We start from the raw sequence: 19,506 nt of genomic DNA, 5'->3' as shown, positions 1-19,506 counted from the left end.
GGCTAGCGGCTCGTTCGAAACTCCGAGGCCGGAAGTTCCGAAAGGGCAGAAAGCGGACCGAACGACGAGCGGACCTGCATAGTGCTGATCTGAGTTCTTTGAGCGGACGCAGTCTCGGCGCGGCATCCCAGTAGCCCCTCATCCTGAGGTGCGAGCGCAGCGAGCCTCGAAGGGCGAGGGGCGCTCGGCACCAACCGGTCCAGCGTAATGCCACTCAAGGCAGCCAAGTCCTGCCCGCGAAAGCTCCCTCGCCCTTCGAGGCTCCCCCGGCCTGGCCGGGCTCGCACCTCAGGATGAGGGAGCTTTCACTCCGCCGACGCATTTCACGACCGGGAACGAGCCGCCCGCGAAACCCTGACTGACAGACGACACTCCCCTCTGCGGCCCCACTGCCGCCGCCCGAAACGAAAAGGCTTCGACCATGAAGCACATGACCCATCTGCAGCGGCTCGAGGCCGAGTCGATCTTCATCATCCGCGAGGCGGCGGCGAGCGCCGAGAATCCGGTGATGCTGTATTCGATCGGCAAGGATTCGGCCGTCATGCTGCATCTCGCGATGAAGGCCTTCAAGCCGGGCAAGCCGCCCTTCCCGCTCTTGCACGTCGACACGACCTGGAAGTTCCGGGAGATGATCGAATTCCGCGACCGGCGGGCGAAGGAGCTCGGTCTCGATCTGATCGTCCACACCAATCAGGAGGGCGTCAGGGCCGGGATCAACCCGTTCGCCTCCGGTTCGCGCGTCCACACCGACGTGATGAAGACCGAGGCGCTGAAGCAGGCGCTCGACAAGTACAAGTTCGACATGGCCTTCGGCGGTGCGCGGCGCGACGAGGAGAAGAGCCGCGCCAAGGAGCGGGTCTTCTCGCTGCGCACACCGGAGCACCGCTGGGACGCCAAGAACCAACGGCCGGAGCCCTGGCGCCTGTTCAACACCCGCAAGAAGAAGGGCGAGAGCTTCCGCGTCTTCCCGCTGTCGAACTGGACCGAGCAGGACGTCTGGCACTACATCGCCATCGAGAACATTCCCGTCGTGCCGCTCTATTTCGCCGCGCCGCGCCCGATCATCCGGCGCGACGGTGCGCTGATCATGAAGGACGACGACCGCATGGAGCTGAAGCCCGGCGAGAGCGTCGAGACGATGATGGTGCGCTTCCGCACCCTCGGCTGCTATCCGCTGACCGGCGCTGTGGAATCTTCCGCCGCATCGCTCGACGACATCATCGGGGAAATGCGCTCCTCGCGCGTTTCCGAACGTCAGGGTCGGGTGATCGACCAGGATTCCGGCGCCTCGATGGAAGAGAAGAAGCAGGAAGGCTATTTCTGATGACGAGCCCCATCACCGCCCGCCGCCTTCCCGACGAAGCCGACCTCGCCCAGGGCTCGATCCCTGCTGCGCTCGAGGACGAGACCTTCGCCGGCCCGGCGCCGGACAGCGCGACCGACGGCGAAGTGATCGATCCGCAAGGCGCGATGAAGCCGCTCGTCTCGCCCGCGGCCTCGCTCCTGCGCTTCATCACCTGCGGCTCCGTCGACGACGGCAAGTCGACGCTGATCGGGCGCCTCTTGTTCGAGACCAACTCGGTCTTCGACGACCAGATGGAAGCGCTGAAGCGCGATACCAAGAAATTCGGCACCACCGGCGAGGATCTCGACTTCGCGCTGCTCGTCGACGGCCTGTCGGCGGAGCGCGAACAGGGCATCACCATCGACGTCGCCTATCGCTACTTCTCGACCGGCAATCGCGCCTTCATCATCGCCGACACGCCGGGTCACGAGCAATATACCCGCAACATGGCGACCGGCGCCTCCCAGGCGGAGCTGGCGATCATCCTGGTCGACGCCAGAAAAGGGATCCTGTCGCAGACCCGGCGGCACTCCTTCATCACCTCGCTGGTCGGCATCAAGTCGGTGATCGTCGCGATCAACAAGATGGATCTCGTCGATTACTCCGAGGCGCGCTTCGAGGAGATCAAGCGCGGCTACCAGGCGATCCTGCCGACGCTCGGCTTCACCGACGTGACCTTCGTGCCGGTCTCGGCGAAGGCCGGCGACAACATCGTGGCGCCTTCGCCGAATACGCCTTGGTATCGCGGCGAGACCCTGCTCGAACGGCTCGAAACCGTCGAGCCGGAGACTTTCGACGCCGGCGCCGAGCCGTTCCGGCTGCCGGTGCAGTGGGTGAACCGGCCGAATCTCGACTTCAGAGGCTTCTCCGGCTCGATCGTCGGCGGCAAGGTCGCCAGGGGTGACGCGATCGTCGCCCTTCCCTCGGGCGGACGCAGCCGCGTCAAGGGTGTCTTCGGCCCGGATGGCGAGGTGGCAAGCGCCGAGGCGGGCGAGGCGGTGACGATCACCCTTACCGACGAGATCGACGTCTCGCGCGGCGACGTGATCACCGCCGCAAATGCGCCGACCGGCGTTTCGCGGAGCTTTTCCGGCGACCTCCTGTGGATGGCGAACCGGCCGCTGATCAAGGGTGGGCGGATGATCGTCAAGATCGGCAGCGCCCAAACGCCGGCGACGCTGTCCTCGCTCGACGGCGCGATCGACATCCATTCCTACGAGACGAGGCCCGCCGACGCCCTGACGATGAACGAGATCGGCCGCGTCAAGCTGACGGCCGAGCGGCCGGTGGTGGCTCTGCCCTATGGCGAGAATCGCGATCTCGGCGCCTTCATCCTGATCGATCCGGTGTCGAACGAAACGGTGGCGCTCGGCGTGGTGCGGACGGTCGGCGAGCCCGAAGCCGTGGCGCCGGAAGGCCATGCCGAGAACCGCTCCGGCCTTGCCCGGCTGGCCGATCTCTGGCTCGGCGAGGCGGCTCGCGGCGGCGCAGAGCACCGGGCCGAACACCGGCAGGCGAAGATCAGAGCCCGGATCGCCGGGTCCGTTCTGGTCGGCTTCCTGGCGCTGATCTTCCAGATGCCGCTCCTTCTGGTGCCGGTGCTGGCGCTGCTGGACTTCCTGCTGCGGCCCTTCCTCGCGGTCGCCTTCGGCGCCGACCGCCTGCCGGAGGAGCGCAAGCTCGACCCGACCGTCGTCGACGAGGGAGGCGGCATATGACGGCCTGCTGCGCCGAGGCTACCGACGGCGCGGAAGAGGCCGGCTTTCGCCCGATCGGCGGCGATCGACGCCGCTATCGGCCGGCGAAGCCGGTGATGGAACTCCTGCAGCTCGCCGCGGCGGTGCTCGTCTGCGCCGCCGTGATCTGCGGCTTCATCGGCTGAGCGACATCCGCGCTCCGGCGGACTTCCTCGGCCCAGCCGGGCGCAGCTGCGGCGCCGCCGCGCCTTGCCGCCCGTCCCGCGTTCGGCCATAGGCTGCGCCCATGTGCGACATCGTCCTCATCGGCGGCGGCCACGCCCATCTCTTCGTCCTCGAAGCCTTTGCGAAGAAGCCTCTGGACGGCGCGCGGCTGACGCTGGTCGCGAAAGAAGCCTTTGCGCCCTATTCCGGCATGCTGCCCGGCCGTGTCTCGGGCCAGTATCCGATCGACTCCGGCGAGATCGACCTCGAACGTCTCGCCAAGCGAGCCGGTGCGCGCTTCGTGCATGGGGAGGCGACGGCGATCGACAGGCAGCGGCGCGAGATCCGCGTCAAAGATAATTCCCCGGTTGCCTATTCGCTGCTCTCCCTCGACCTCGGCATCGTCCCGGACGTCTCGGCGATCGAGGGCGCCGCGAGCCACTGCCTGATCGTCAAGCCGATCTCGACGTTTCGGGAGAAATTGGACCGGCTTCTCGCCGATCTTCGCAGCGGTCGCATCGTGAACCTCGCCGTCGTTGGCGGCGGGCCGGCGGGCTTCGAGCTCGCTCATGCCTTGCGAAAGCGCGCCGACGCCGAAGGGCGGATCCCCGGAGATGGCGGGTCCGTCGCAATCACCCTGATCGCCGGCAACGGCCTGCTTGCCGGCCTGCCCGGGCGTGGACGCCGGCTGGCGCGCAATGCGCTCGCCGAGGCGAGGATCGACCTCGTCGAAGGCCGGCGGGCCGCGCGGATCGAGGAGCGAGCCGTGGTTCTGGACGATGGTCGCCTCGTTCCGGCCGACGCGGCGCTGGTGACGACGGCGGCCGCCGCGCCGAAGTTGTTGCGGCGATCCGGCCTCGGCATCGACGAAGCCGGCTTTCTCGAAGTCCGCCCGACACTCCAGGCAAAGGACGACGACACGCTCTTCGCCGCCGGCGACTGCGTCACCCTGATCGGCCAGGAGCGGCCGAAGGCTGGTGTCTTCGCGGTTCGGCAAGGGCCGGTGCTCGCCGAAAACCTTCGCCGAGCCGCCCTCGCCCGCCCGCTACGCCGGTATCGGGCGCAGACCGCCTATCTCATGCTGCTTGCGCTTGCGAGCGGCGAGGCGATCGCCGTTCGAAACGGCATCGCGCTCCAGTCGCGGTTTTTTCTTCGGCTGAAGGACTGGATCGATCGGCGGTTCGTCGCTCGCTTCGACAGGCTTTGATATCGACTGGCAAGGGCGCCGAAACGTCCGCCCATCGGACACGGCCCGCCATCGTCGCCCGCCGGGATCGACGGGCCGGATGCCGGGTTCGGCGCCGGTCGTCGTCTCCGGCCGGCCGGGTCACAGCCCATGGGGCCAGCACGGCGATTGGCCTGTCGAGCCGGACGGGCGAAGCGCCCCCAGGAACGGCCCCGCGATGTCGGTGGGTGGTCAGCGCGTCGCCAGGACGCTCGCGGTATTGGCGACGGAGAGGGCCGGCGAGACGACGCCTGAGAAGGCGTCGAGGGCCTGCTTGACCGGGACGAATGGGGCGGTCGCGACATAGACCATGTCGCCGTCGTGGATGCGGAAGTCCTGGGCGTTAAGGAGGCCGGACGGCTGGCGCAGGTCGAAGCGGTAGATCACCGGGATCTCGCCGGCAAGGCGGGTGGCGTCCTCGCCCGGCCCGGCGCGGGTGAAGGCCTGGCCCTCGTAGCGGGCGACCATCTCCGCCCCCGGCTCGCGCCTGAGCACGAAGACGCCCTTCGGATTGGCGAGGGTGGGGTTGAGACCGCCGACCTGGGCGAGCGCCTCGGCCAGCGACATCTCGTAGCCCTGCAGCGGCAGCTGGTCGCTCTTGCCGGTCGCGCCGAGCGCCACGTAGGTGCGCGGCTGGCGGGTCAGAAGCACGACGTCGCCGGGGCGCACATAGACGTCCTCGGTCGGATCGTTGGCGAGTTCGGAGAACGGCATCTGCACCGTCCGCCCGCCGCGGGTGAGCGACACGGCGGTCTCGTAGATCGGCGTCTTCGGCCCGCCGACCCGGGCGATCAGGTCGAGCAGCTTCAACCCGGAGGCCGGGATCGGCACCGAGGCGCCGGTGACCGCATCGCCGGTCACCGTCACCGTCGTCGAATTGCCCTGCGCCACGGCGACGACGGCCTGCGGCTCGATGGCGCGATCTCGCAGGGCGGCGACGATGCGTTGCTCGACGGCCGAGGCGGTCGAGCCGGCGACGCGGACGCGGCCGGCATAGGGAATGGTGATCGAGCCGTCGCGGGCGACCTGCTGCTCGGGCAGACGCACCGAGGACGAGCCCTGGCCGCCGGCATTGAGCGAGGAGAACAGCCCGCCGACGCCGGCCTCGAACAGCGTCACCTGGACGACGTCGCCGACGCCGATGCCGGTGTCGGAGGGCAGCGACTGGCTGGCGATGCCGCGAAAGCTCGGCCGCGGCTCTTCCTGCTGATAGGCGAGGACGGTGTCGTCGACCGGGACCAGCAGATAGCCGTTGCGCCACTGCACCGCCGTCTCGTCGACATTGCCGACGAAGGCACCCGCCGTCGGCCCCGCCGCCGGCAGCGCCGCGCAGCCCGACAGGAGCCCCGCCGCCAGCGCCGCCAGAACCACCCGCGCCCCGCCGCGCCGATGCGGCCTCGCCCGCCCGGCCACCCCGCCCAGCGCCGCCGTCGAGGAGTTCACTTGCGTCGTCGCCATCTTCGAATGCCTCTCTATGCCCGTCGTCACAATGCCGGTCGTCACCAACTGGGGGCCGGTCTCGAGCCGCACTCCCCTTCCCGCGCGTCGAAGCAGCGGGGTTGCGACGGACACCGAACCGGCCATCGGCACCCTCCTTCGTTCCTTCGATCTCCCGCAAAACCGGGATCTCGTCGGCGCCGGAGAGTGTCGGCGGCCGGCAGACCACGGCACCCTTCTGCCACAGCCTGAAGCGCCGAGGGTAAACGCAGGCCTTTGTCACCCCCTCAGATCCCCGGTTTGACGAGCTCCTGTTGGTTTCCTGCAACAGTCGCGTCGCGGCCCATTTCCGGGTATGTTCAGTGAATGTCGTCCAGGTCGCAGCGGGCTGGCCGCGCCATCACAAAAACGGCACAAGCGCTGCATATGCGCCTTCGGGGACGGCTTGGCATGGTCCTTGCCGTCGAAGCGCTTGCGGACAGCGCCTTGGAACCGGTATCGGAAAGAACTCGGCGCCGCCATGCACGGCTCGCCCCGCTGTCTGCGGAAGTGTCGTTGGTGTGACGAGGTGGTCCTGAGAGGCAGACCGATGACAGTTGCAACGGAAACGAACGATAGGCGCAATGCCACCGCTCGCCTCGCCAGATATGGCGATGGGTTGCGCGATTTCCTGTCGAGATTGGCGACGCAGTGGCGGGTGATCAGGGCCCTGATGATCCGCGACATGATGGCCCGCTATGGTCGCGAGAACATCGGTTTCCTGTGGTTGATCGGCGAGCCCGTGCTGTTGATCGGCGGGATCATCATCCTCTGGTCGGTCATGAAGGGCTCGGTGACCCACGGGGTCTCGGTGATCGCCTTCGCGCTGACCGGCTATTCCATGCTGACGATCTGGCGGCACATCGTCAGCCGCGGCACGAATGCTCTGAAACTGAGCACCGGCCTGCTTTTTCATCAGAATGTGCGCGTGCTCGACACGATCCTCGCCCAAATCCTGATGGAGTCGATTTCGACGTTCCTGTCGTTCCTGTTCTGCTACCTGCTTCTCTATCTCTTCGGTTTCGTCGAACTCGTCCACGACCCGCTGCTGATGGTTTTGGCATGGGTGCTGATGACGCTGTTTTCCGGTGGCTTCGCGTTGTGTCTCGGCGGCCTCGTCGAAATGTCCAAGCCTATCGAACGGATGATTCAGCCGGTCATGTACTTCATGCTGCCTCTCACCGGCGCCTTCTACATGGTCGACTGGATGCCGCAACGCGTCCGCGACTTCCTCCTGCTGTTCCCCATGGTACATGCTCAGGAGATGTTCCGGGCCGGCTTCATGGGCCCACGGCTCACCTACTACTACGATGGCTGGTATCTTTTCGTTTGTGGCATCATCGCATTCTGGCTCGGGCTGGCTTTCATCAAGCATGCCGAGCGCAATCTCCATGTCGCTTAGGGTGCGGATGTCTTCTTTCCTGACACGCAAGGGCAAATCGCGGAAACCCGCTTCGGCGGAGACGACCGCCAAGTCGCGGGCGCGTGAACTGCCGAAACCCTCGCCGCGATCGGCCAAGGCGCCGCGTGAGCCTGCTTCCGATCCGCTCGGCAAGTCCGGCAGGAGCCTGTCGACGACGGTTCGAACCGCCCCGCAGGGCCGGCCGAGCGACGATCGCAACGGCCCCCTCGCGCGTGTCGGGAAAGCGCTCAACGCCCCCCTCGTCAGCGTCAAGAACGTCTTCGACAAGATCGAGGCCCTGGAGTTCCAGGCCCTGCATCGGCGTCGCACACCCGGCGACGGCCCGGCGGGCGACGGTCGACGGCGCGACCCCGTCCTGAAGAACGGCCGGGAACCGTCAGTCGGCGCTCCGAGGCGCGATCCCCGGCAGGACCCGCAACTGGCCGACGCGCCCACGCTCGGGCCTGCCGACCGTCTACCCGAGGTCGCGGCGCCGGTCGCCAGGACCGCGCCGGGCGACTACGTCTCGCCGCGGCCGCTCGCAGATCCCTCGAAGCGCTCTCCGGCGACGGAGCACCATGCGCTCGAGCCGGGAACCGTCGGCACCGTGCGGCGGCTGGACGAGCCCATCGCCAAGACCGGCGGCGGCCGCAAGCCGCCCTGGCTGTTTCTGGCCTTCGTCGTTCTGCCGACCCTGGTCACCGGGATCTATCTCGGCTTCTTCGCCGCCGACCGCTACACCTCCGAGGCGAGCTACGTCATTCGCAAGGGCGGCTCTCCCCTGACGGCGGGTGCTGCTCTGCCGGGGCTGGGACGCTCCGACGATTCCAGCGAAGCGATCGTCGTCTTCTTCCAGTCGCGCGATGCGACCGATCACCTGGCCGAGGACGTCGACCTCAAAGCCAAGCTGATGCATCCGTCGGCGGATGTGATGAGCGGCTATCCCGGCATCTTCTACGACGAGACCAAGGAGGGTCTGTACGAGGCGATGCGCGACGCCATCGAGGTCCGCATCGACGCCGACACCGGCATCTCGAGGCTCGAGGTCACCGCCTTCACCCCCCAGGACGCCCAGGAACTGGCCACCGCCCTCCTCAAGGAGGCCGAAATCCTGATCAACCGGCTGAACGACCGGGCGACCAACGATGCCATCGCCTTTGCCAAGAACATCGTCGCCGAGGACGAAGATCGCGTCCGGGACATTCAGAATCGCATGACGGACTTCCGCAATACGGAAAAGATCCTCGATCCCTCCGTCCAGTCCACGTCACAGATCGAGCTGATGACCGCGCTCACCCAGCAGATGACCGGCATCGACACCGAGATCGCCCAATTGAAGGCGTCGGCCCCGAAGAATCCCCGCCTCAGAAGTCTCGGGGAGCAGCGCCAGGCATTGCAGGATCAGATCCAGCAGATCCGTCTCGGTCTTGCGGGCGCGGACTCCTCCCTGGCATCGAAGATGTCGAGCTACGAACGGCTGAACCTGGAGCGCGATCTCGCCATCCAGGCTCTGACCCATGCCTATGCGACCTTCGAGGAAGCCCGCCAGGACGCCTTTGCCAACCGGCTCTACCTGCAGACCATCGCCGCGCCCAATCTCCCAGACCGGCCGTCCTTCCCCACCCCCCTGTTCTGGACCGCGGTCGTCGCAGCCGTCGGATTCGCCCTGTACAGGATCGCCAGAACGGTGACGAAGGAAACGATGGAACACGCGGCATGACCATCCTCGCCAAGCCAGTCGCGATCGCGAGAGCGGCCAGCCGGGCACTCGACAAGACCGCCACGACCAAGGGCGCGTCCGCGGCTACGCCACGGGTCAAACCGCTCGAGGACGAGCGGACCGTCCGCCCCGCCGCGCCGGTCGCGCGCCGGGCGCCGGGCGGGCGGGCCGTGATCGTCGACAATCTGATCAAGACCTATGACGGCGAGGCGGGCAAGGTTCGCGTCCTGGACGGCATCAGTTTCGACATCGGCCCCGGCGAAAAGATCGCGGTGCTGGGGAAGAACGGCGCCGGCAAGTCGACCCTCGTGAAGCTGATCGGCGGTGTCGAGCAACCGACGAGCGGCGTCGTGCATCGCGGCCTCAGCATGTCCTGGCCGCTCTCCTTCGGCGGCGGCGGCATCGCCAACACCATGAGCGGGCTCGACAACACCCGCTTCATCGCGCGGATCTACAATCGACCGATCGACGAGACGATCGACTTCGTCGCCGACTTCGCCGAACTCGGCAAGTATCTGCGTTATCCCGTGCAGACATATTCGTCCGGGATGCGCATGCGTCTTGCTTTCGCCCTGTCGATGGCGATCGATTTCGAGTGCTACCTGATCGACGAGGTCCTCGGCGTCGGCGACCAGCGATTTCAGAAGAAGTGCCGCGATGCCTTGTTCGGCAAGATCGACAATTCGGCGATGATCCTCGTCAGCCACCACCGCCAGACGATCCTCGAATACTGTACCAAGGCCCTCGTCCTGAAGCGCGGACGCAGCCGGCTTTTCGACGACGTCGAATTTGCCCTCGATCTCTATTCCACTCTCTAGGGTCCACATCCTATCGGCCCGCTGACAGCGCCGGGACGGGACGGACCTTCACGTCGACACTCCACGAGCCGGGCATCGGGTCCAGCGCGAAAGGCTTCTCCATGACGCTCTTCCTCGATCTCACGCGGATCTCGTCGCGGCTCCTTCGAGGGGCTCCGACGGGAATCGATCGGGTCGAGTACGCCTATGCGGAGGAGCTGGTGCTGAACGAGCGCTATGGCCCGGTCGTGCCGATCATCACGACACCGCTCGCCGTCGGCGCCATTCCCGTTCCCACCATGCGCGACCACCTGAAGAAGATCGAGGCGGGCTGGCTGCGCGACCGGGTGAGCGCGGCCGACGATCCGTTCTACATGGAACTCAAACAGGTCATCGAGACGCCGAGCGAGGCGGGCCAGACCGGCGCGACGCGGCTGAGGCGCCAGACCCGCCGCCAGGCGGCTGCCAAGACGCTGCAGTTTCCCTTTCGCCAGATCGCCGCCGCACCCGGCCTGTTGCGACGCACCCTGACGGAGACACGCCAGACGCGGCGGTGCTATTTCCATGCATCGCATACCCAGCTCGACAAGCCGGGTCGCTTCGCCTGGCTCGGGACCAACGGGATGCCCTCGGTCTTTCTGATCCACGACGCCATTCCCGTCGACTATCCCGAATTCTGCTCTCCAGGCTCGGCGGAGCGCCACCATCGGCGGCTGAAGACGGTCTCCGATCGCGCCGATCTGGTCATCGTCAATTCCGCCGCCACCGAGACGGCGGTCGCCCGCTACATGAATCAGGAAGGCTGGCGCGTGCCGAAGACGGAGGTCGTCCACCTCGGCGTCGACCGGTGGTTCACGCCGGCGACGATCGACACCTCGCCGACCCCGCAGACCCCCTATTTCGTCTGCGTCGGCACGATCGAGCCGCGCAAGAACCTGATCTTCCTCATGAACGTCTGGCGCGGCGTGGTCGAGCGGCTCGGCCGCCAGGCTCCCAAGCTCGTCCTCGTCGGCCGCCGAGGCTGGGAGAACGAGAACATCGTCGACGTCCTGGAGCGATCGCGCGAAATCGGCGGGCATCTCGTCGAAGTCGCCGACTTGTCCGACCTCGGACTTTCGGCCCTGATCAAGGGCGCCCGCGCGCTCTTGGCGCCGTCCCTGGTGGAAGGATTCAGCCTGCCGGTCGCCGAGGCGCTCGCCCTCGGAACGCCGGTGGTCGCCTCCGACATCGCCGTACACCGCGAGATCGCGGATGACCGGGCGCTGCTCGTCGGCACCCTCGACGGAAATTCCTGGGTCGACGCCATCGCCGCGATCTGTCCGCCGGACAGCGCGCTGAGGGCCGAATGGGCCGGCCGGGCGTCGGGCTACATGCCGATGACCTGGGGGCGCCACGTCGAACGCACGATGGCGGCGATCGATGCCGTGCGAACGGAGCGGACGTGAAAATTGCGAGCCATCTGCGAAGCACTCCTCGACCCGGCCCATTGCCGGCGCTCCCGGCAGGGCGGTCCTTCGACCGTTCCCACGGCAATTGTCTTGCCTGCCAAAACCCCTTAAGCGGTATGGCCTCTCCCCGATGACATCCCCACCTGATCGCGGAACTCCCATGTCAGCACCGGTTTTGATCGAGGGCCGCAACCTCGCCCTCAAGGACGGCACGGGAATCGCCTCCTACGCCCGCAACCTGACCGAGACGCTGCGCAGTCTCGGCTACGAGCTCGATCTCCTGTTCGACACGGAATTCCGGCTCAGCCGGGATCGCGCCGATTCGAACGAGATCCGGCTTTACGACATGTCGCTGCGCCAGGGATCGCGGATCGGCCGCATGCAGCGCTACCGGCGGGCGTTCCGCTATGTGACCGTTCCGCCGATGGCCCTCGAGGCGCGGGAGGTGGCTGAGACCAACCTGATCGCCGATCGCAGCGTCTTTCCGGGGCTGCATGGTTTCGGCCGGCGCATGGCGATCGAGATGCTGTTTCTGCGGGCCGATCAGCATCTCTTGCGCTACGGCCGGAGGCTGACGGTCAAGCCGTTGCGCCAGCCGCGCCTGTTCCATGCCACCCATCCCGCCGCGATCGAGATCAAGGGCTGCCCGAACGTCTACACGGTCCACGATCTCGTTCCGCTTCGGCTGCCGCACATGACGCTCGACAACAAGCGGGCATTTCACAAGACCCTGAGTACGCTGGCCGAAAGCGCCGACAAGATCCTCACCGTCTCGGAAAATTCGCGGCGCGATTTCCTGCATTACTTCAAGGTCGACGAAAGCCGGGTCGTCAACACCTATCAGGCGGTTTCGCTGCCGGCCGAATATCTCCAGCGTTCGACCGAGGAGAAGACCCGCGAGGTCAACGCCTTCGGTCTGACGCCGCAGAAATATTTCGTCTTCGTCGGCGCGCTGGAGCCCAAGAAGAATCTCGAGCGGCTGCTCGACGCCTATCTCGCCGCCGGGTCCGACCATCAGTTGGTGATCGTCGGCAAGCTCGGTTGGGGATTCGAGACCATCCTCGAAAAGCTGAAGCGGATTTCGGACCGCCCTCCGGTCATGCCGGACGGCTCGCCGTCGCCGCTCGGCGAGCGGATCATCCATCTGTCCTACCTGCCCTTCACCCAGGTTCTCTGCCTGATCGAGAATGCCAGGGCCCTGTTGTTCCCCTCGCTCTACGAAGGGTTCGGGCTGCCGGCCCTCGAAGCCATGCTGCTGGGCACCCCGGTCGTCTCGGCGAATACCAGCTCGCTGCCGGAAGTCATCGGCGAAGCCGGCCTCCTGGTCGATCCGTACGATCCGGTCGCGATCACCCGGGCGATCCGGAGCATCGACCACGACGCCGACCTCAGGGCCGAGCTGAAGCGCCGCGGTCCGGAGCAGGCGGCGCTGTTTTCTCCGGAGCGCTTCACCGAACGCATGAAGGCGATCTATGACGACTTGACGTGAGGCAGCCGGGTGGTGCTTCCCTGTCTGCGCATCGTCGCCGACGAAGCGGCGGCACGATGCGCTTCGCCTTCGAGGAGCGGACGAATTCTCTGCGACGGCCGGCGGGGCCGCAATCCTGCCGGATTGACGCCGCACCCCGTGGGTGCGGCGGACTGCGGGTCGACGCGGCGAAGCCGGCAGGCCCGACGCGAGCGGGCGGGCCGCGGCGCGAGTGCCGAATTGACCTATCGTCAGGACGCGAAATAGCGTTCAGTCCGCTGCATGATGTGTTGAAAGGTTGAGGCGTGTCTGCGCTCACGGCATTCGAGGATCTGAAGACGAAAGCAGCGGGTCGGCCAGGGACGCGCAGGCGCTCGCTGCGGCGCTATTTCAGCCTCGGTCGAATCCTCTTCTATCTCATCGTCCTCGTGCCCTTGTGCCTGTCGATCCTCTATTACGGCTTCGTTGCGTCCGACCGCTACGTCTCGGAAAGCCGGTTTCTGGTCCGCAGCGCATCCACCCAGGACGTCAGCGGGCTTTCCTCCATCCTTCGAACCTTCGGCATCAGCCGGGCCGACGACGACAGCTACGCGGTGCAGAGTTACATTCTCTCCCGCGATGCGCTCCGGGATCTGATGAAGACGCTGCCGATGGAGACCATTCTCAATCGCGACGGCATCGACACGCTTTCGAAGTGCTACATGCCCTGGTCGAGCCACGACTTCGAGAATCTCTACCAATGCTACATCGATCGCGTCTCGGCCGTTCGTGAGGAGACGACCGGCATCAGCAGGCTCGAGGTCGATCTCTTCACGCCCGAGGATTCCAAGCGCGTCGCGGACGCGCTGCTGGAACTCGGCGAGAGCCTCGCCAATCGGATGAATCGCCGGGCCGAGGCCGACGCCGTCTCCAACGCCAAGGAATTCATGTCGCAGGCCGAGGCGCGGCTGGTGGAGGCCAGCAGGAACCTCACCGAATTCCGCAACCAGGAGAACATGCTGGACATCCAGGGCGGGGCGGCGCCGACATCGAGCGTCATCGCCGGATTGACCGCGGAGCTCGCCGGAACCCAGGCGGAGATCCAGCAGCAGATGCGGGTGTCGCCGGGCAATCCCGGGCTCGCCTCCCTGAAGACGAAGGCCCAGGTGCTCGAGGAGCAGATCGTCTTGGAACGCGCCAAGCTGACGGGAACGGGCGACGCTCTTTCCAATCAGATTTCCAACTTCGAAGATCTCACCCTTCGCAAGCAGATCGCCGATCAGGCGCTGTCGATCGCCTCCAAGGCGATCGATCAGGCGCGGCTCGAAGCCAAGCGGCAGCGGATCTACATCGAGACCGTCGTGACACCCAACCTGCCGGACCAGGCGACGCAGCCGAGAAGGCTTCGAATCATCGTCACGGTCCTCGTCGTTTCGCTGATGTTCTTCGTTTCGATCTGGATGATCATGATCGGCGGGCGCGAACATCTCAACCGCAACGATGCATGAACACTCTTCGCCACACGGCCTGGTACACGGACCGCCCCGACGCGAACCCAGATCCGAGCCCTACCCGATCATCCTCCGATACCGATGGGCAAGGGTGCCGGGGCGTCCCGTGTCCGTCGAACACGGCGCTCGCAGGCAAACTGCCTCGGCGGCCCTGCCCGGGTCGTGCCGCGCGACCCGGGCAAGGTCGCCGGGTTTGCAGGACATGCTGTCTCACGAGTTCGGCCGAAGAGAAGCGCCAACACGGGCCCGTTCGGAAATGGCGAGACGATCGCGCGGGAAGCACCCCCGCAACTCGTCCGGTCGAGCGAGAACCGGCAGCAGACGGCACCTGGCTCGAATAGTCGAATACTTGTTCCCGGCCCGGCCACGACTTCGACGGTCCATTCGCACCTGCGAAATCCGCCAGATCCTGCGCGGCTTCAGTTAGCCCCGCCGAAACATGGGCTTGCGCCCTACGCCCCGGTCGCGGGCGCGCCCGCTGCATTCACGGTTTGCAATGTTGCGGTGCGAAAAGTGAGCGTGGCATTCCTCCTGGACCCGTGCTACACTTTGCCTTAATGCGGGTCGTCCTGCCCCTGATATCAGTCTCGTCGTTTCGAATTGCTTGCGTCACCATCCAAAATTCGCCGCAAATTCGGGGTCACACAGGACAATCATGGGAGTGGCGATCAACTTCCGTAACGTCATTGACGGATCGCACAAGTATGTTGCGATCTTGCATCGACGAGCGTAAATCATCGCCACGGCCCTTAGATCGGGGAATCTGGGGGCGACGTCGGCGACGTAGTTCGGCTATCGCACGAATGAGCGAGCGCGTTTTGGCTTGGCGTGCGTCGGTAACCGGAAGCTAGGAGGCGCTGCAAAGTATGGCGACGAAACGCATCCTGTTCATTGGCGCACCATTTGGCCAGTTTTTCCGCGAACTTGCCGAAACGCTCGAGCGACAGGGTGCAGAGGTTTATCGCGTCATTCTCGATGGCGGGGACTGGGCCGAGACCCCGGCCCGCAACCGCATTCCTCTCAAGCGCTCGATGAGCTGGGCCCGCTTCCTGCGCGAAGTGATCGCGACGCGGGACATCCAGACGATCGTCACCTACAACGACACCCTGCCCCGCAACCGCATCGCCCTCACCGTCGCCAAGCGTCTCGGCCTGACCCGGCTCGTCCTCGAGAACGGCTATCTGAGGCCGCACCACGTCACGCTGGCGCAGAATGGTGTCAACGGCAACAGCGAACTGAGCTGCGACCCGGCGGTCATCAGCGTATCGCCGGAGCCGCCGGCGAAATGCCAGGAATTTCCGGTGCACATGCGCCCGCACGTGCTCAACACGATGCGCCATTTCTTCTGGAGCATCCTGCTCAAGCCGGTGCTGCCGTACAACTCGAAATATTACGGCGATTCGATCGCCCGTCAGGGCATCGGCTACCTCGGCGAGTACAGCTGGCGCATGTGGCACGACGAAAGCGCCAAGCTGGCGAGGATCGACGAACACAAGGCGAAGCCGGGATCGCGCCTCTATCTCGTGCTGATGCAGAAGCCGGGCGACGGTCAGATCCGCTATCACTCCCCCTTCGGCACCAACACCCGTTTTCTCGAAGAGGTGCTGAAGTCCTTCGCCGAAAACGCGCCGGACGATGCCTTTCTCGTCGTCAAGCAGCATCCCCTCGACTACGGCATCGAATGTCTGCAGCAGACCTTCGAGAAGCTCGCTGCAAAACTGAAGATCGAGGGGCGCGCCGTCTACATGCGCAAGGCCGGCATCGCCGGGCTGATGGAGCGGACCGATTGCCTCGTCACGATCAACTCGACTGGCGGCCTGCAGGCCGTGATGGGCGGCATTCCGGTCAAGTGTCTCGGCAAGGCCGTCTATGACGTCGCCGGGCTCACCTTCCAGGGATCGCTGGCGGAGTTCTGGTCGAACGCCGAGAAGCCTGATCCGGCGATGGTGCGGGCCTATCGCAGCTATCTCTTGTCGACCTGCCAGCTGAATGGTGGGTTTCACACGCCCGAGGCGCGCGACATTCTCCTGCCCGTGATGGCATCGCGGATGTTGGAGGTGACGAAGCCGAGCACGGCCGGACGCTTCGTTGCCGCTCCCGCCAGCGACGAGGACGAGGTCGAGTACTTCGCCGGCGAGGGCCTCGTCCCGGCGGAGTGATCGCCGCGGCAGGATATGTCGCGCGCCGGGTTTTTTCGCCGACCATTCCCTGCCCCATCGAGAGCCTCGAGCCGCGCCAGCGCGGCCCGGCTTCAGCCGAACATCCGGGCGAAATGCGACAGGGGCGGGCGCGCCCTTCGCGCACCCGCCCCTTCACGGTGGTCTCGATTTTCATCGGGCCTTGCGGATTGCCGCGGCCCGTTCCCCTCAGCCCTGCAGCAACGGCTTGACCGAGGGCAGATCGGCGAGCGGCGTCTGCGGCCGCGGGCCGATCTGCTGGATGATGTGGCTCGCCGCGGCATTGCCGATCCGCGCGCAGGCTTCGAGGCCGAGGCCTGCGGTGAAGCCACGCAGGAAGCCGGCGGCGAAGAGATCGCCCGCCCCGGTCGTGTCTACCAGTTTGGCGACGGTTTCGGTCGGAACGTCGATGCGCTCGTCGCCCTTGACGACCCGGCATCCCTTCTCCGAACGCGTGATGACCGCGAACTGCGAAGCGTCCTTGGCGAGTTGCGCCGAGGCGACCTCGAAGTCTTCGGTCTCATAGAGCGCCAGCGCCTCGGCCTCGTTGGCAAAGACGATGCCGACCGTGCCGGAGCGCAGGAGATCGAGGAATTCCGCCCGGTAGCGATGGACGCAGAACGAGTCCGACAGGGTCATCGCCATGGAGCGGCCGTTGGCCTTGGCGATTTCCGCGGCCTTGACGATCGCTTCCTTGGCGCGCGGCGGATCCCAGAGATAGCCTTCGAAATAGGTGACCTTGGCGGCCTTGACGATGTCCTCGTCGATGTCCTCCGGGCCAAGCTCGACGCAGGCGCCGAGATAGGTGCTCATCGAACGCTCGCCGTCGGGCGTGACGACGACCATGCAGCGGGCCGTCGGGGGATGGCCTTCGAGGGGCCTGGTCTCGTATTTGACCCCGAGGGAGCGGATGTCGTGGGTGAAGATCGCGCCGAGCTGGTCGCCCGAGACCTTGCCGAAATAGGCGCCCTTGCCGCCGAGGCTGACGAGGCCGGCAATGGTGTTGCCGGCGCTGCCGCCGGAAGTCTCGACCGCCGGCCCCATGGCGGCGTAAAGCTGCTCGGCCCGCTCGGCGTCGATCAGCGTCATGCCGCCTTTCTGAATTTTTTCGCGTTCGAGAAAGGCGTCATCCTCGCGCGAGATGATGTCGACGATGGCGTTGCCGATGGTGAGTACGTCGTATTCAGCCATGAACCTGTCCGCTGCGTTGCACATTTGCGCATCGGTAGCGGCTCCGGCCCGGCCTGGCTAGGGTCAGGCCGGCGATTTCGGGCCGGACGGCCCGCGCCGTCGAGATCGTCCGGTCAGTCGAAACTCTCGTTCGGATAGACGCCCCAGATGTCTTCCTGGCGCACGTAGCCGCCGCGGTCGGAAGCCTGGATCTCGCACCAGCCCGTGCCGCATTCCTTGACCCGGGAGACGACGCCCGGCTCGAGGCGGGCGACCAGCGGCGCGTCGAGAGCGGGGCTGGCGTGAACGTCGATCATCGTCGCCTTGCCCTTCAGCCACGGGGCGGCGATCGAGGTGCGCTCGCCCGACAGGAGCGAGTGGTAGACCCAGCCTTCCGAGCCCTCCGAATCGCGAATGCGGCGCCACAGGCCGAATTCCTGGATGATCTCGACCGGCAGGCCGGGGCGCAGATAGAGCCAGGTCACCGGATAGTCGCGGCCGGGGCCGATCCGCGCATTGACCCGGGCGGATTTCAGGCTGACATAACGCGGCAGCGGCAGGTTCGAGACCGGCCCGACTTCCAGCGAAACCGCCGGGACCGGAGCCGCCACCATCGCAAGGAGAAGGCTTGCCAGCGACAAGGACAGGCGGGTCGAAAGGCGGAATGCGGCGAACGGCATGACGTCAACTCCATGGCGTGGCCGAAACGACGAAATCGTCGCGGCCATCGGTCGGTGGCCGGCGATCAGCTGGCGCGGACGGCGGCGAACTTTTTTTCGCGCCGCCCGGCTGCTAGTTGTGGTCACCGGCTATGCCGCGGATCATCTGCGGTTTGAGTTAACAAGGTCTTAGAGGCGTGGGAGCGGGCGAGTGACGGACGAGCGCAGAAGGCCACTCGTGATCCTCACGCGCAAACTGCCGGAGGCGGTCGAGAGCCGCATGTGCGAGCTCTTCGACACGCGGCTGAACGAGACCGACCGGCCGATGACCCAGCCGGAACTCGTCGCCGCGGTGCGCGAAGCGGACGTTCTGGTGCCGACGGTGACGGACCGGATCGACCGGGCGGTGATCGAACAGGCGGGCGAAAGGCTGAAGCTGATCGCCAATTACGGCAACGGCGTCGACAATATCGACGTCGAGAGCGCCATCGCCCGCAATCTCTTCGTCACCAATACGCCGAACGTCCTCAACGAGGACACCGCGGACATGACCATGGCGCTGATCCTCGCGGTCCCGCGGCGGCTGGTCGAGGGGGGCACCCGGCTCGTCGCGGGGGGCCGCTGGCCCGGCTGGTCGCCGACCTGGATGCTCGGCCGCAGGATCTGGGGCAAGAAGCTCGGCATCGTCGGCATGGGCCGCATCGGCACCGCCGTCGCCAGGAGGGCCAAGGCCTTCGGCCTCGAAATCCACTATCACAACCGGCGCCGCGTCAGCCCGAAGACCGAAGCCGAGCTCGGCGCGACCTATTGGGAAAGCCTCGACCAGATGCTCGCCCGCATGGACATCATCTCGGTGAACTGTCCCTACACGCCGGCGACCTATCACCTCCTGTCGGCGCGGCGCCTCGCCCTCGTCCAGCCCCATGCCTTCATCGTCAACACCGCCCGCGGCGAGGTCATCGACGAACGGGCCCTCGTCGCCGCCATCGAGGCGGAAAAGATCGCCGGCGCCGGCCTCGACGTCTTCGAGGAGGAGCCGGCGGTGTCGAAGAAGCTGTTGCGGCTCGCCGAGGAGAACCGCGTCGTCCTGTTGCCCCACATGGGCTCGGCGACGCTGGAAGGCCGCATCGAGATGGGCGAGAAGGTGATCATCAACATCCGCACGCTGATGGACGGCCACCGGCCGCCGGACCGGATCCTGCCGGGGCGGCACTAGGGTCCGATCCCA

Annotated in this window: 15 protein-coding genes; 12 read left to right on the top strand and 3 right to left on the bottom strand. The window is 66.2% G+C overall.

Going from position 1 to position 19,506, the window contains the following annotated elements:
- Nucleotides 1-358 precede the first annotated feature (358 nt).
- From cysD to GTK09_RS05170, 4 genes are all read left to right on the top strand, one after another.
- Nucleotides 359-1,324, top strand: coding sequence for a sulfate adenylyltransferase subunit CysD (gene cysD / locus GTK09_RS05185; protein WP_281353340.1), 966 nt, complete (start codon nucleotides 359-361; stop codon nucleotides 1,322-1,324).
- A complete protein-coding gene (gene cysN / locus GTK09_RS05180) occupies nucleotides 1,324-3,063 on the top strand; it encodes a sulfate adenylyltransferase subunit CysN (RefSeq protein ID WP_163461629.1) in 1,740 nt (579 codons plus the stop codon). Before cysD ends, cysN begins: the two co-directional genes overlap by 1 nt.
- Nucleotides 3,060-3,227 (top strand): hypothetical protein, encoded by a 168-nt coding sequence (locus GTK09_RS05175; RefSeq protein ID WP_163461627.1) that lies wholly within the window; start codon nucleotides 3,060-3,062, stop codon nucleotides 3,225-3,227. Before cysN ends, GTK09_RS05175 begins: the two co-directional genes overlap by 4 nt.
- Nucleotides 3,228-3,328: 101 nt before the next feature.
- Complete coding sequence (locus tag GTK09_RS05170; protein ID WP_163461625.1) at nucleotides 3,329-4,453, top strand: slr1591 family oxidoreductase; 1,125 nt, start codon at nucleotides 3,329-3,331, stop codon at nucleotides 4,451-4,453.
- Between the two features lie 210 nt (nucleotides 4,454-4,663).
- Here the strand turns inward: GTK09_RS05170 and GTK09_RS05165 are convergent, their stop codons facing one another.
- Nucleotides 4,664-5,929, bottom strand: a complete 1,266-nt coding sequence (locus GTK09_RS05165; RefSeq protein ID WP_163461624.1) for a polysaccharide biosynthesis/export family protein — start codon at nucleotides 5,927-5,929, stop codon at nucleotides 4,664-4,666.
- A gap of 568 nt (nucleotides 5,930-6,497) precedes the next feature.
- Between GTK09_RS05165 and GTK09_RS05160 the strand changes: the two genes are divergently transcribed.
- The 7 genes from GTK09_RS05160 to GTK09_RS05130 all read left to right on the top strand — a co-directional run bounded on the left by GTK09_RS05160 (nucleotide 6,498) and on the right by GTK09_RS05130 (nucleotide 16,431).
- On the top strand, nucleotides 6,498-7,349 hold the full coding sequence (locus GTK09_RS05160; RefSeq protein ID WP_163461623.1) for an ABC transporter permease: 852 nt from the start codon (nucleotides 6,498-6,500) through the stop codon (nucleotides 7,347-7,349).
- Between the two features lie 7 nt (nucleotides 7,350-7,356).
- Nucleotides 7,357-9,069 (top strand): KpsE/RkpR family capsule polysaccharide export protein, encoded by a 1,713-nt coding sequence (locus GTK09_RS05155; protein WP_163461622.1) that lies wholly within the window; start codon nucleotides 7,357-7,359, stop codon nucleotides 9,067-9,069.
- On the top strand, nucleotides 9,066-9,887 hold the full coding sequence (locus GTK09_RS05150; RefSeq protein ID WP_163461621.1) for an ABC transporter ATP-binding protein: 822 nt from the start codon (nucleotides 9,066-9,068) through the stop codon (nucleotides 9,885-9,887). The genes GTK09_RS05155 and GTK09_RS05150 overlap by 4 nt, the downstream gene beginning before the upstream one ends.
- 101 nt (nucleotides 9,888-9,988) lie before the next feature.
- Nucleotides 9,989-11,311 (top strand): glycosyltransferase family 4 protein, encoded by a 1,323-nt coding sequence (locus GTK09_RS05145; protein ID WP_163461614.1) that lies wholly within the window; start codon nucleotides 9,989-9,991, stop codon nucleotides 11,309-11,311.
- 163 nt (nucleotides 11,312-11,474) lie between these two features.
- Nucleotides 11,475-12,803 (top strand): glycosyltransferase family 4 protein, encoded by a 1,329-nt coding sequence (locus tag GTK09_RS05140; protein ID WP_163461612.1) that lies wholly within the window; start codon nucleotides 11,475-11,477, stop codon nucleotides 12,801-12,803.
- A gap of 284 nt (nucleotides 12,804-13,087) precedes the next feature.
- Nucleotides 13,088-14,269: a KpsE/RkpR family capsule polysaccharide export protein gene (locus tag GTK09_RS05135; protein WP_163461610.1), complete on the top strand. Its 1,182-nt coding sequence runs from the start codon at nucleotides 13,088-13,090 to the stop codon at nucleotides 14,267-14,269.
- An 869-nt stretch (nucleotides 14,270-15,138) separates the two neighbouring features.
- On the top strand, nucleotides 15,139-16,431 hold the full coding sequence (locus GTK09_RS05130) for a capsular biosynthesis protein (protein ID WP_163461609.1): 1,293 nt from the start codon (nucleotides 15,139-15,141) through the stop codon (nucleotides 16,429-16,431).
- A gap of 207 nt (nucleotides 16,432-16,638) precedes the next feature.
- Here GTK09_RS05130 and GTK09_RS05125 read toward each other — a convergent pair whose 3' ends face one another.
- Both GTK09_RS05125 and GTK09_RS05120 read right to left on the bottom strand, forming a co-directional pair.
- Entirely contained in the window at nucleotides 16,639-17,640 is a 1,002-nt protein-coding gene (locus GTK09_RS05125; protein ID WP_163461607.1) for an adenosine kinase, read from the bottom strand.
- Nucleotides 17,641-17,753: 113 nt separating this feature from the next.
- Nucleotides 17,754-18,299, bottom strand: coding sequence for an SH3 domain-containing protein (locus tag GTK09_RS05120; RefSeq protein ID WP_163461605.1), 546 nt, complete (start codon nucleotides 18,297-18,299; stop codon nucleotides 17,754-17,756).
- A gap of 259 nt (nucleotides 18,300-18,558) precedes the next feature.
- Between GTK09_RS05120 and GTK09_RS05115 the strand changes: the two genes are divergently transcribed.
- On the top strand, nucleotides 18,559-19,494 hold the full coding sequence (locus GTK09_RS05115) for a 2-hydroxyacid dehydrogenase (protein ID WP_163461949.1): 936 nt from the start codon (nucleotides 18,559-18,561) through the stop codon (nucleotides 19,492-19,494).
- The last annotated feature ends 12 nt before the right edge of the window (nucleotides 19,495-19,506 follow it).

It is taken from the genome of Jiella pacifica (genome assembly GCF_010500815.1).
Lineage (GTDB): Bacteria > Pseudomonadota > Alphaproteobacteria > Rhizobiales > Rhizobiaceae > Jiella > Jiella pacifica.
The sequence above is the reverse complement of the archived record's forward strand: the minus strand, read 5'-3'. Positions and strand labels throughout refer to the sequence as shown.